The sequence below is a fragment of the Mastigocoleus sp. MO_188.B34 genome, from assembly GCF_030065675.1.
Classification (GTDB): Bacteria; Cyanobacteriota; Cyanobacteriia; order Cyanobacteriales; family Nostocaceae; genus Mastigocoleus.
On sequence record NZ_JASJDK010000002.1, the window covers coordinates 82,535 to 95,766 of the forward strand.

The window sequence follows — 13,232 nt, forward strand, 5'->3', positions numbered from 1 at the left end:
ACTTGAAATGACTCATCACTATTTAAGTTAATTTTTTTTGATTTTAATTTTTGGGACTGAATATTTAGTCACACATTACCCATTAACTATTACCAATTACCAATTACCAATTACCAATTACCAATTACCTCTTCCAAAGCGCTCAGGAGATAATTGAGGAATAATATCATCTTCAAAGCTGCTCACCACCCAATTAGCGAAACGCTTTGCTAAGGGTGGAATAATTACTAGAGGGTTACTAAAACCTGAAAAAATGTAGATATTATCTTGTTCGGGAAGGGAACCAATTAGAGGCAAACTATCTTTACTAAAGGCTACTAAACAATGATGAAAGGATCCAGGTAATTTACCGATTACGGGTAAGATATTTTTTATGCGATCGCGTAGCAAGGCTTCACCGTTTGTAGCATCCATATTGCTCTGGGGGTCAGTCAATACATAACTAATTTGACCCAACCGCAAACTTTGATCTAAAAATTGCACGGCTCCAGGATCTAAAATATTACCCAGTTTATTACCTGGTTCATCCCATAATTCATCATTTTTTGTCGATTCTGATTCTAATTGAAACCGTTGTAAATTTGCCGGCATTACCAAAGTACTCAAATGCAGGTCTACAGGTTGAGTTTCAATGATTTCGGCATGGGTGAAGTATATCGGTACATTTATACCCGAGGCTTTTAGTAAATTGCGGCTAAAACCACCAGCGCAAACAGCAATATTGGCAGCATAATAAGTGTTTTTAAGGGTTTTGATAGTTGCAGAATTTCCCCCTATACTTTGTACTTTCTCCAAATTTTGGAATGTGACAACTTTGTCAATCTCGATTTCTCCTCCCGATCGCAAAAAGGCTTGAAGATAAGCTTGGGTAGTTTTTCCTGGATGAATATGACCGTGTTTAACAGTTAAAGCCCCCGATATTGCCTCTGGATTTAATAAAGGTTCCAACTCAGTAGCTCCTTGGGTTGTCAATAATTTTGGAGGAGTTGCAAAACGAGTGTAATCTTCCTTAACTTTTTGGGGATCCATATCAACGGGGATCGTCAATAATAAATCCAATTCGCGAAATTCAGTATTTCCTGACAATTCTTCTGACAGTACCTGATGGCGAATTTTTCCTTCTTCACACAGCTGATGATTGATAGTCGTAGTACCAGACCAAAAGGCTAGACCACCGTAACTGTAGCGAGTAGCATTATTGGATCGAACATCTTGTTCTATTAGCAGTACCGTAAAGTTTTTTTGTTGCAATTCATATGCGATCGCAGCACCAGCAATTCCCCCACCAATAATAATCCAGTCGTAAATTTTCATATTTGTAATTACTAAAAAAGAAGAAATAAAAAGTTACTAATCCCTAATCGCCACGTGATATGCCCCAAGGCGGCACGCAGTGCTATTCCCAATAGTTACCATATGGCTACCCCAGTCGCCAATCCCCAATGCCCAGTCGCCATATGGCTAACGCCACGCTATGCTAACGCCGTTAGGCGCGGGCTCACCCCAGTCACCAATCCCCCAAAGACGGCAAATACGACTTATGAGTTACGGTTCACCCCAATGGCTGCCGGTATTAATTCTCATACATTAGACAGAGTAAATGCAAAGTATTTTGAGCCCGCAAACAGCTTATGAAGCATAACCGTCCTCATGAAGGTTCGGGAAACCACCCTTCATCGACTGGCTACACAGGCTCAGTATATATATCAGCATAAGTGGTGGATAGCCAGTGGCTCAAAGTCCCAGGTAACCCCAGCAAAATTTTCATAAATTATTAAACTGGAAATTTTATTAGACCCAGTTATATGAAAATTTAGCCCTTTATAATCTGATTCATTCTTTATGTAGTTATACGGAGCCCACACATAACATGGCAAAAGTAGTTGGAATTGACTTAGGTACAACTAATTCCTGCGTGGCAGTTATGGAAGGTGGTAAACCCACGGTTATTGCCAATGCAGAAGGTTTTCGGACAACACCTAGTGTGGTAGCTTTCGCCAAGAATGGCGATCGCTTGGTAGGGCAAATCGCTAAGCGCCAAGCGGTAATGAACCCCGAAAATACTTTTTATTCCGTCAAACGCTTTCTCGGGCGGAAATATGATGAAGTTACCAATGAAGCTACAGAAGTTTCCTATAAAGTAGTGCGTGACGGTAACGCTAACGTTAAATTAGATTGTCCTCAAGCGAAAAAACAGTTTGCACCAGAAGAAATTTCTGCACAGGTTTTACGCAAACTCGTTGATGACGCTAGCAAATATATTGGTGAAACAGTAACTCAAGCTGTTATTACAGTTCCTGCATATTTTAATGACTCCCAGCGTCAAGCAACTAAAGATGCTGGTAAAATAGCCGGCGTTGAAGTTTTAAGAATTATTAACGAGCCTACTGCTGCTTCTTTGTCATATGGCTTGGATAAGAAGAGCAATGAAACCATCTTGGTATTTGACCTTGGTGGTGGTACATTCGACGTTTCTATTCTCGAAGTTGGTGACGGTGTATTTGAAGTTTTAGCAACTTCTGGTGATACTCACCTTGGTGGTGATGACTTCGATAAGAAAATTGTTGATTATCTAGCACAAGATTTTCAAAAACGAGAAGGTATTGACCTGCGCAAAGATAAGCAAGCTCTGCAACGTTTAACTGAAGCCGCAGAAAAAGCAAAAATTGAACTTTCTAGTGTCACCCAAGCGGAAATTAACCTTCCCTTCATTACCGCTACTCAAGATGGTCCCAAGCATTTAGATACCACATTAACCCGCGCTCAATTTGAAGGACTCTGCGCTGACTTGATCGACCGTTGTCGCATTCCCGTTGAGAACGCAATGCGTGATGCGAAGTTAAGTAAAAGCAGCATTGATGAAGTAGTTTTAGTTGGTGGTTCTACACGTATCCCCGCTGTAAAAGAAGTTGTAAAGAAAGTACTTGGTAAAGAACCAAACCAAAGCGTTAACCCCGATGAAGTAGTTGCAGTTGGTGCGGCGATTCAAGCGGGCGTACTTGGTGGTGATGTTACCGGGATCTTACTACTAGACGTATCACCTCTATCCTTGGGTGTGGAAACATTGGGTGGAGTAATGACAAAAATTATTCCTCGTAACACCACAATTCCTACTAAGAAATCTGAGGTCTTCTCTACCGCAGTTGATGGTCAAACCAATGTAGAAATCCACGTTCTCCAAGGAGAACGGGAAATGTCCAGCAACAATAAGAGTTTGGGAACCTTCCGTCTTGACGGTATTCCTCCCGCACCCCGTGGTGTACCTCAAATTGAAGTAACTTTTGATATCGATGCTAACGGTATTTTAAACGTTACGGCAAAAGATAAGGGTACAGGTAAGGAACAGTCCATCAGTATTACCGGTGCTTCCACTCTTGATAAGTCTGAAGTTGAACGGATGGTGGACGAAGCTGAGAAATTCTCCTCAGAAGATAAAGAACGTCGCGAGAAAATAGATCGCAAAAACCAAGCTGACTCCTTAGCCTATCAAGCCGAAAAGCAAATTGAAGAGCTGGGTGATAAAGTACCTGCAGATGACAAAACTAAGATTGAAGGTTTGATCAAGGATCTGCGCGAAGCAGTTACTAAAGAAGACGACGATCAAATCCAAAAATGTATGCCAGAACTGCAACAAGCGCTGTTCTCCGTTAGCAGTAACATCTATCAACAAGCTGGTGGCGATGCTGCAGGTGCAGGTGCAGGTGCAGGTGCAGCAGGAGGTCCCTCTGCTGGTGCTAGTTCTTCATCCGATAGTGGTTCTGCTTCGGGAACAGGTGGTGATGATGTAATTGATGCGGATTTTACTGAGAGTAAGTAATTTTTCAGTAATTTTCCCAGATAGGAAACATTAATCTCGTAATCATCTTAGGGTGCGGCAATTTTGCCGTACTTCATTCTTTACAATCATTGGGAACAGACAAAAATATTCGTAAAAAAGCTACCCATAAGTAAAAAGCAGGGTAGCTTTTGGTTTAAGTAAGTAGGCAAGAAAAAAGTAAACTATGTAAAGAAATATAAAATACTCGTATTTGGCTTGTAGTAGCGCTTTAGCGCTACTACAAACAAGTTATGATTTTTCTTACTCACCTACTTATTCTGAATCTCAAAAAAATGTCTTTGCTTAGATATCAGTGAAATTGATACCTAATATTAATTTTCTATTTCGAAAATATTCTTGAAAAAAGGTTTTAAATTAGCTGTATTCCGTGTTACAATTCCTCAAGCTTTGGCTGATGACAAATTTCAGGGGCATCTACATCTAACAAGCCTTTATTTAACAGTCATTTCATAAGAAATTTATAAAAATAGCTACTGAAATTTTTCCCATATTTTTTCGGACGAGCATTGTTTGCAAAGATATCTGGAAAGTTTACGCTCTTTGAGTGAAGCGACGGTAGAACCTACAAGAAGGTCTTGATGATATCCATATCCATCTGTATCTCCCTAGTCTGCGGGACCAAACCCTTCTACGAGTTCTATAACTTATACAGCGATACCTCGTGCATCTTCTCCACCAATATCTTCTTCCTCTTCGCCAACTCCCGCATCTGGTTCTGAACGATACTCTTCGTCTACTCCGAGCAACTAAAGTTTGTTTTTTTGGTATGGTTGGGGAGTGTTCTTCTAAAGAAATAGTGTCATTGATTTCAATCTCTTGTATGGCTGTATCATAAAAAGGTTCTTCTGAATTTCTCAAGGCTAAGGTCGGTGAGATACCAGTCGTGAAAGCTAGCATAGCACCAGCAAAAACTACAGCTAATTTACTTTTCATAAATAAATTATCCCTTGACTATGAGATGCGAATTTAAGCAAAATTTTTGCTCGACAATTATTATCAAGCACTTTAAGCAAATATCTTAAAAGAGTTTTATTTCTTATTTTTATATCAGCAAAAATATAACTTATAAGACATTTTCTACTTAAAAAAATAAGCAAAAAGAAAAAGTTAAATATATTTGCTCGTACAAAAAGATAGAAATATAATTTATTGCCAGTTATAGTTTGTTTAGCATAAGTATTAATTGTAATGACAAATTATCAGCTTATTAATCAACTCTTTTCTTGATGATGAGGTAAAGTCAATCATTCAAATACATAATTTAAAACTTAATTTAGATTGTATAAAAATAATGATCTATAAAAATAATAAACACATAATTTATAACAAACAATCACAAATGTTTACTTCAACAAAAAGACCTTTTAGAATCATTTAGTTCTGCGTTTGAATATAATCTTGTATTAAGCAGTAAAAATGCATTTACTATTATATTATCTGTCTAAATCACTAAATTTTAAATTTATTTTTGTTTAGTATTTCTACAATAAAGCTCTTATGTGATAGTGATAAGAGAAGCTTAATGTATGTCTATAAAAATATGTCAGCAATTTATGTCGGCTATTATTTAATAAAAATATATATTTAATAAAAATATAAAGAAATTCCCACAAAAAGAAATTCCCACAAAAATAATAAATAGTTCAGTGTAAATTAAATTAGATTAAAATTTCAACTAAAAATATTAGATGATATTTGATTATTCATAAAAATAATATTTATTTTGTACTCTAATAATTTTTTATAATAAAATAATTTATGTGGTTCTATCGCTTAGAGTTTAGTTAATTAATATTTGGAATTTTTATTTAGGATTTTTGTAGGATTGGATATGTAATCACTACATAAATCAACCTTAGATGAAATTTTACTAACAGTAAAAATATTTACAAAACTTGCAAAGTTCTTGACACTTATCTTCTAAGTTTAAACCAATCCATTTTACACCTTATCTCAATTTATCAGAAGTTTTAATTCTAAAAATTTGTAATCTGACTTTCAAATAAAATAATGAGGATCCTAATTGTTGAAGATGACGATCGCATTTCTAGACCGTTAGCGGAAGACCTAAGAAATCAACACCATGTTGTTGATATTGCTCGAGATGGTGTTGAGGGTTGGGAATACTCACAAGCAGCTGAGTATGACCTAATCTTATTAGATTTAATGTTACCTAGATTAGACGGTATTAGCCTGTGCAAGAGGTTAAGAGACACTCAATCAAAAGTACTGATTCTAATATTAACAGCCAAAGATACCACCACCGATAAAGTTGTTGGACTAGATGCTGGTGCTGATGATTATTTAATCAAACCATTTGAATTAGAAGAACTTGCAGCACGAATTAGAGCTTTATGTCGCAGAAGTCGAGAAATTCAACAACCGATTTTAAGTCACAATTATTTACAACTAAATCCGACTACCCATAGAGTTACTTATAAGAATAAAATTATTTCATTGACCCCCAAGGAATACTTAATACTAGAATATTTTTTACGTCATCCAGAGCAAGTTGTCACTCCATCCATACTTCTTGATAAACTTTGGGAACTTGATAAGTCATCTGGTGAAGGAACAATTAAAACTCATATTACTAACCTACGTAATAAAATCAAAGCAGCAGGGAAAACTGATAATTTTATTGAAAATGTATATGGAGTGGGGTATCGTCTTAGTTCTGATTAAATTATAAGTATTACTAACTAAGTTATGTTTCAAAAGACTCGATATAAGCTGTTATTTTCTTACATAACTGTATTTACAATAATTTTAGGAATTTTTACTGTTACTGTAAGAATATTTTTTATCCAAAGTCTCAAACAAGAATTAATACAAAAACTAATAATTCTCAGCACAGATGAAGCTCATGATGCAAAACTAGAAGGAGGTCTAATTAAGATAAGAAGTGATTTTCCTACTGAAGAACTGATTGCTCATAAGCAAACTTTGGAATGGTTCGATCTTCAAGGTAAACTTATTCAGCGACAAGGCAAATATGATTTAAATTTACCCTTTTCTCCTCAAAATAATGTGAAATACTTTCAGCTTGAAGAAACTGAATTGATTACATTTACTTTATCCATGAGAGACATCAATAGTAGTCGTCATTTTGGTTATGTGAGAGTAAGTCAATCATTAGAAGATTTCAAGCAAACCGTACAAAAATTAGACTTGGGATTAGCAGGTGGAATTGTTATTGCTGTAATTTTTAGCAGTATTGGAGGGATGTTTCTGACTCATCAATCCATGCGACCAATAGAGAAAAGTTTTCAACGTTTAAAACAGTTTACTGCTGATGCTTCCCATGAGCTTCGCAGTCCTTTAATGGCTATTAAAAGTAATGCAGCAGTTGCGCTGAAATATCCAGAAGCGATGCGTCCAAAAGATATCGAAAAATTTGAAGCGATCGCTAGTGCTGTCAGTCAGATGACTGATCTGACTGAAGATTTACTTTTTTTAGCTCGTAGCGATACTTATGACGGAAGCACAAAAAACGAAAATCTTGCCCGCAATGAATGGGATAAGTTTGATTTGGGGATTACTTTAGCTGAATTGCTGCAGTTATATCAACCTCAAGCACTGGATAGAAAAATTCATCTCAAAACACGATTAAATAATAATCTTTATCTTTTAGGTAATGTTTCCCAAGTGAGGAGAGTTTTTCGGAATTTGATTGATAATGCACTTCATTACACTCCTTCAGGAGGGAAAATAGAAGTAAGAACTAGCATTATTAAAACAAATTTGGGAGTCGAAGTAGAGGACACAGGTATAGGAATTGCACCAGAGGATCTTGAACGGGTATTCGACCGATTTTGGCGAGCAAATCAATCCCGTTCCTATCGAGATAATGGTTCTGGACTAGGATTAGCCATTTCGAAAGCTATAGTTGAAAATCATGGTGGTTCAATTACTGTTACTAGCAAATTGGGTATTGGTAGCTGCTTTTCTGTACGACTACCGTTATTAAGTTGAAACTGTGAAAATTATAAGATCTAACCTCAAAAATTAAATTTACAAAATTAAAAAGTTCGGACAATTATTAAGTATTTTACTAATAATTTCCCGATTTATTCTCATAAAAAAATAACTTTTTTGATTGATTCAAGTAATATTTGTACATCTAAAATCTATTTATCTGGGAGATAATGAAAATTTCTGATATTTTGATATTACGTAATAGAAAGGAGATTAATTTTCTCATTGATTATTATTTTTTGTATGAATTACCAGCATTTATAAAACTTGAGATTGATTTTGACTGTGAATATACATTAGTACAACCAATGGATACTGTGCTGATGGTGGCAAACGATCCATATCCACTTGTTGAATATTTTGGTAGTGAAAAGGTTATGTTTGAGCAAATTCTTCAGCCTCTAACTCTTGTAAAACAGCTTTCATCTAAAAGAGATGAGTTTAAACAAGCATTACTCACAGCAAATCCGGGAAATGCTGTAATTGCAATTGAATACTGGAAAAATAGTAAAACTTGTATGTTACAAGATCCAATTTTGCTTGAAAGCCCACAAAATTGGCGTTGCTGCTAGCATATAAATGATAATCATTAGACTCTATTAAAGAACATATTTATTTTCTTTCTAAGATTTATGCTAATATTTTTCTAAGAGTATTTTGTCTGAGATATTAGAATCTGAACTTGACTTACTAAAATTTGTAGATGCGATTCCTGGTGAGTGAAACTAATTGTTATAGATGAAATAAATTAATAAACTAAGCCATTTTTAGTACTTTTCTCAATAATGTTTGGTCTTCTAATTTTGCTTTAAAGCGACCATTTTCAATATCTCGGATCCAACTTTGGCTTTTACCTGTCAGTTTAGCTAATTCTCTTTGGGAAAGATTCATCTTTTTGCGTGCTTGAGAAATTTGTTCTCCTAAAAGCCCTCCTACTATTTTTACTTTTCTTCTCATCCTTGAACCTTGCTTTTTCTTATTCACTTCACTCTGGTATTGTTGCCACTGTGGCGGAAAATCAAAGGATAAAATTCGACCGTTCATTAACATATTCCACTTTCCACGAGGACTGACATCTGTAAGACTGCTTTGACTTCCTCCGTCTTCGATCCAAAATTCTATCGCTTCATCTGGATCTTCAGGAATATTAACCAATTTTGCCCATAAAGGTTGAATTTCTGCTGGATAAGTTACCGGATCGAACACTGGTTTGATGCCATAGTGGTTAAGTATTTCTAAATCGTTTTCATAAGTTCGTAGTAGCCGCTTACGTTCATCCCTTTGAGTACAAGCAAGGGCAAGTTTTTTCTCCCCATAAGCAATGCGCATCAAAGTTGGTACAGTAATTCGCTGCTCCCTACCAACTTTGCTTTTAAATAATAACCACAGCATCATTCTAACTGCACCTTCATGCTGTTGCCAATAACTCATTACAGTAGTTAATAGAGATTTTGGCAAACTACCGTATTGGTAAAATGCTTTTCTTTCTTTGCAGGCTTGTTTGTTTAAAAAGTATTTTGCCCAGATACCTGCTCTGATTTTAAATGTTAAGCCTACAAGATGTTTGCAACCAAGTTCATCTTCTTGCAAACTATGATAGGTTTTTGTTAAATGCCATAAACGACTTTCGGGAATTGAGAATCCTTTAATCCTCCCTTGTTGTGGCCAATTAATTTTAGTTGTTAGGGAACAAGCTTGATGAATAATATTTTTGATTAAGTTCAACTTAGAGAGCTTGGTCAGGTCTTTTCGTTTTTCTAATCCTAAATAGTTTTCTATCTGGCGGTCATCGATTGTAAATTCTTGCTCCCACGGTCTTTCTTGGGCTGTTGCATGGGCTGCAAAAATTAATAGAATACAGGCTGCTTTAATATCAATAGCTGCGATTGTGTCTAAGTCTTTGATTTTTGTTTCATTATCAGGAGCATCAGTTATGTAAAAAGCGATTTCTCCTCTTCCTTGCTTAACTGGTCGACGATAACATAAGTTATCTTCTCCATCTTTTTCCCAAGGCAATGATGCTCTCTGGGATAAAATGTTGCAAGCTTCCCAAATTACAATTGCTGAAGCGAAAGGATTAGTTTCCTGATTCGCAAACAGATATGGACTAGTAGGCTCTGTGTAGTTAACTTTACATCTTCCTCTTTTTGCCTGTAAAGGAATAGGTGAACTCGTTGGACATACGCTTACACAATGGGGTTCTGAATAATAACCCTCACAGTTATTACAAAGTAAAGGATCGATCCAATATCCATCTCCTTCAACTTTGATTGCACCTGTAGGACACTGAAGAAGGCAGATGTTACATCCAACACAACTCTTGTTAGGAATGGTATAAGGCATAAGGCTGAAGTTTTTCCTACTCTACTCGCTGAGATGTCGGACTCAAGTACCACTTGGATGTGTCCTGTTACTTTACTACACACCACCACATTTTTGTCGGCAACAGAAAGTATTTTCTTGTTTCGACAAATACATTAATATATCTATTTGCGGACGTTGCATCCAATCAACTCTTTATCAAAAATTTAAACTTGAGCCTGATTTAAATTTTGCTTTTTTATAAGATTTCATAAACATTTAGATAAGTTTGTTCGCAATGAGCTTATAAATCTTTTTTGGATTACTTTTTAAGACCGACTCTCATTGCATCTAATTATTGGGGTAAAGCCCTTACATAAACTGTTATTCATTAACATCGAATAATTAAAAAATTCAAGTTTATTAAATATTTGAAATAAATTTTGTTTATATAAATTATTTTTTTGTTATCTAAGTTAATGATTTTGTTTTCTAAATTAATTTTTATGATTTCATAAATATAAAGATAATATAATAATTTTTATGGGCGGGGAATTTATTAAAACCTATTTTTGTTATGTAAAAACATATAGACCAAATAAAAAAGTTAAGTATATTAAATAACGCAATGCAAACTTGTTAGTCTATAACTTAAAGATAATATTTTATTAACGATAAAATATGTTTTGATTTAACCAGTAATACCTTCAATTGATAACTAGCAAATTAAATCTGGATAGTTATCTATTTGCTTTGTAAATTATCTACCAAATGTTGAAACTTTAAAGAAATCAAGTACTTGTAAAAATCAAGTTATAGCAAGTGTTGACCTTTAACAAAGTTTTTCTTATTATTCATTAATAGAAAATATTTGCATTAGTTCTTTGTAAGAGATTTTTATGTTTTGAGATATTAATAAAAATGCAACTTTATGTAGAAGATAAAATGATTTATTTTTATCACTTTCAATAAAGACTATTAAGTTAGAATGAATTTAAATAAATCACTATGCATTCATTAGAAGGTTGAATCATGTCAGCAGTAACAGGACTAACATTTGGTGGTAAAACTTGGACGCCAGAATTTGCGCAAGCAATTGATAAAGATAAATGTATTGGTTGTGGCAGATGTTATAAAGTATGTGGATATAATGTGCTGACATTAAAAGCATTAGATGAAGATGGTGAATTTGTTGATGATGAAGATGATGATGAAATTGAAAGAAAAGTAATGGTGATTGCGAATCAGGATAATTGCATTGGCTGTAAAGCTTGTTCTAGAATTTGTCCTAAGAATTGTTATACCCATGCAGCTTTAAATAATTAGGAAACTCCAAGAAGGTAACTTATCCCAAATTAATTTATTTGCGATATAGCTTGTCAATAATTACAATGGGATATTTTGATTTACTGTTTCCTTAGTACTGTTGTAATTAATCTGTGGCTGCTTAGGGTTGTTATTTATTTAATGAGGCGTTTCCATTAAATTTATTGGAGTTTATTGGAGCGCCTACATTTATAAATAGAGGAGAATAAACATATTTTTCTAATATAAAAGTTTATGGCAAACATTTATATAATATATAAGAATAATATTTTAATTTTGATGTTGTACAAATTATAGGAACAGTTTACAGGTGATTATATGAATACTATTTGTATTTGTATTTACTTCATATAAAGATTGTAAAATATGAATAAATAATACAGAAAAATCAGAATATTTTAAGTGCTACTTGCCTAGGTTTAATTATATAGGTGAGTAGTTATTTTTATATAAAAAACTTAAATAATCAATACTTTTACAAGCAATTGTTTAATAAATATTAGGATTTAAAAGTAAAATACAATCACACTTTAATATGTCAATAGGACAGTTAGTCGTATTAAATCGGAAATAATTTATGGATTTTTTGCTCGAGCTAACTTCCTAGGACAAAAATAATTCTGTCTATTGAGTCTGGCATCTGACAAAATTATTTTTGGCTTTTTGTTAACGGGGATACATATCAGTAATATCTCCAAAAACAACTTCAATTTAAAATTCCCGAACACTCAATACTCAACACTTGGCTCATATTGAAACTAGCAGGTATTTATGCTACAAATTCCTGTTTCACTCCTAACTTTAGTGGCTGGAATTACAGTCACTCTTTTCAGTATTTGGGTTGGTCAACACCACTCTTTACTTCCGGTGCAAGCATCCGAGCAAGCACCTTTAGTAGATAATTTTTTCAATATTATGGTTGCGATCGCTACTGCTTTATTTTTAGTAGTAGAAGGAACAATTATAATTTTTTTGGTGAAATTTCGTCACCGTCGCGGAGATGATGCAGATGGAGTTCCCATCGAAGGAAGCTTTGCTTTAGAGGTTTTTTGGACAGCAATTCCAACAATTATTGTTATCTGTTTGGGTATATATAGTGTCGATGTATATACCCAAATGGGAGGAATTAAACCGCGTAATAGCGAACAAATTGCTGGAAACTTAAACAAATCTAGTACTGCAATTGCTGCAACTTTAAATGATGAGGGTGGAGATAGCTTACAAGCAAAAACACTCAAAAGTCCCATCATTGGAATTACAGGAGAAAACAGCAAAAAACCAGATCTAGTGGTTGATGTGACAGGAATGCAATTTGCTTGGATATTTAACTATCCCGAAAGCGGAATTACCTCTGGAGAACTCCATGTTCCTGTTGGTACAAAGGTTAAACTGAATATTGCAGCTACAGATGTAATTCATTCATTTTGGGTTCCACAGTTTCGTCTCAAACAAGATGCAATTCCTGGTATTCCCACTACATTAGGATTTACTGCAACCAAAACTGGTACCTATCCAATTGTTTGTACCGAACTGTGTGGTGGTTATCACGGTTCGATGCGATCGCAAGTCGTCGTTCATTCCCCCGAAAGCTTTGAAAATTGGTTGTTAGCTAACGCTACCAATACTGATAAAGTAACCGATACCATAGCATTAAGCCCTGAAGAGATTCTCACTCCATATGCCCGCAAACTGGGAGTTAATGCTAATACTTTGGCTGCTATTCATCAACAGGACTATTCCAATTAACTCCTTGTAATAACTCCTTGTAATTCATTGTCTATAGCAGGGA

Annotated in this window: 9 protein-coding genes; 7 read left to right on the top strand and 2 right to left on the bottom strand. The window is 34.7% G+C overall.

Going from position 1 to position 13,232, the window contains the following annotated elements:
- Positions 1-117: 117 nt before the first annotated feature.
- A complete protein-coding gene (locus QNJ50_RS00850; RefSeq protein WP_300631051.1) occupies positions 118-1,314 on the bottom strand; it encodes an FAD-binding oxidoreductase in 1,197 nt (398 codons plus the stop codon).
- Between the two features lie 102 nt (positions 1,315-1,416).
- On the opposite strand from QNJ50_RS00850, the gene QNJ50_RS00855 reads away from it, so the two are divergent.
- The 5 genes from QNJ50_RS00855 to QNJ50_RS00875 all read left to right on the top strand — a co-directional run bounded on the left by QNJ50_RS00855 (position 1,417) and on the right by QNJ50_RS00875 (position 8,388).
- Positions 1,417-1,635: a hypothetical protein gene (locus QNJ50_RS00855; protein WP_300631053.1), complete on the top strand. Its 219-nt coding sequence runs from the start codon at positions 1,417-1,419 to the stop codon at positions 1,633-1,635.
- A 235-nt stretch (positions 1,636-1,870) separates the two neighbouring features.
- A complete protein-coding gene (gene dnaK / locus QNJ50_RS00860) occupies positions 1,871-3,817 on the top strand; it encodes a molecular chaperone DnaK (protein WP_300631055.1) in 1,947 nt (648 codons plus the stop codon).
- A gap of 2,031 nt (positions 3,818-5,848) precedes the next feature.
- The gene (locus QNJ50_RS00865; RefSeq protein ID WP_300631057.1) at positions 5,849-6,523 is read left to right on the top strand and encodes a response regulator transcription factor; all 675 of its coding nucleotides are present in this window, start codon (positions 5,849-5,851) and stop codon (positions 6,521-6,523) included.
- A gap of 24 nt (positions 6,524-6,547) precedes the next feature.
- Positions 6,548-7,813, top strand: a complete 1,266-nt coding sequence (locus tag QNJ50_RS00870; RefSeq protein WP_300631058.1) for a HAMP domain-containing sensor histidine kinase — start codon at positions 6,548-6,550, stop codon at positions 7,811-7,813.
- 173 nt (positions 7,814-7,986) lie between these two features.
- Positions 7,987-8,388, top strand: a complete 402-nt coding sequence (locus QNJ50_RS00875) for a hypothetical protein (protein WP_300631059.1) — start codon at positions 7,987-7,989, stop codon at positions 8,386-8,388.
- A 184-nt stretch (positions 8,389-8,572) separates the two neighbouring features.
- On the opposite strand, the gene QNJ50_RS00880 is transcribed toward QNJ50_RS00875, so the two are convergent.
- The gene (locus QNJ50_RS00880) at positions 8,573-10,159 is read right to left on the bottom strand and encodes a helix-turn-helix domain-containing protein (RefSeq protein WP_300631060.1); all 1,587 of its coding nucleotides are present in this window, start codon (positions 10,157-10,159) and stop codon (positions 8,573-8,575) included.
- Between the two features lie 990 nt (positions 10,160-11,149).
- Here QNJ50_RS00880 and fdxB point away from each other — a divergent pair.
- On the top strand, positions 11,150-11,443 hold the full coding sequence (gene fdxB, locus QNJ50_RS00885; RefSeq protein WP_300631062.1) for a ferredoxin III, nif-specific: 294 nt from the start codon (positions 11,150-11,152) through the stop codon (positions 11,441-11,443).
- A 771-nt stretch (positions 11,444-12,214) separates the two neighbouring features.
- The gene (locus QNJ50_RS00890; protein WP_300631064.1) at positions 12,215-13,189 is read left to right on the top strand and encodes a cytochrome c oxidase subunit II; all 975 of its coding nucleotides are present in this window, start codon (positions 12,215-12,217) and stop codon (positions 13,187-13,189) included.
- The last annotated feature ends 43 nt before the right edge of the window (positions 13,190-13,232 follow it).

Coding starts and splice junctions, on each gene's coding strand:
- QNJ50_RS00850 (WP_300631051.1), bottom strand. CDS start 1,314: ATGAAAATTTACGACTGGATTATTATTGGTGGGGGAATTGCTGGTGCT.
- QNJ50_RS00855 (WP_300631053.1), top strand. CDS start 1,417: ATGGCTACCCCAGTCGCCAATCCCCAATGCCCAGTCGCCATATGGCTA.
- dnaK (WP_300631055.1), top strand. CDS start 1,871: ATGGCAAAAGTAGTTGGAATTGACTTAGGTACAACTAATTCCTGCGTG.
- QNJ50_RS00865 (WP_300631057.1), top strand. CDS start 5,849: ATGAGGATCCTAATTGTTGAAGATGACGATCGCATTTCTAGACCGTTA.
- QNJ50_RS00870 (WP_300631058.1), top strand. CDS start 6,548: ATGTTTCAAAAGACTCGATATAAGCTGTTATTTTCTTACATAACTGTA.
- QNJ50_RS00875 (WP_300631059.1), top strand. CDS start 7,987: ATGAAAATTTCTGATATTTTGATATTACGTAATAGAAAGGAGATTAAT.
- QNJ50_RS00880 (WP_300631060.1), bottom strand. CDS start 10,159: ATGCCTTATACCATTCCTAACAAGAGTTGTGTTGGATGTAACATCTGC.
- fdxB (WP_300631062.1), top strand. CDS start 11,150: ATGTCAGCAGTAACAGGACTAACATTTGGTGGTAAAACTTGGACGCCA.
- QNJ50_RS00890 (WP_300631064.1), top strand. CDS start 12,215: ATGCTACAAATTCCTGTTTCACTCCTAACTTTAGTGGCTGGAATTACA.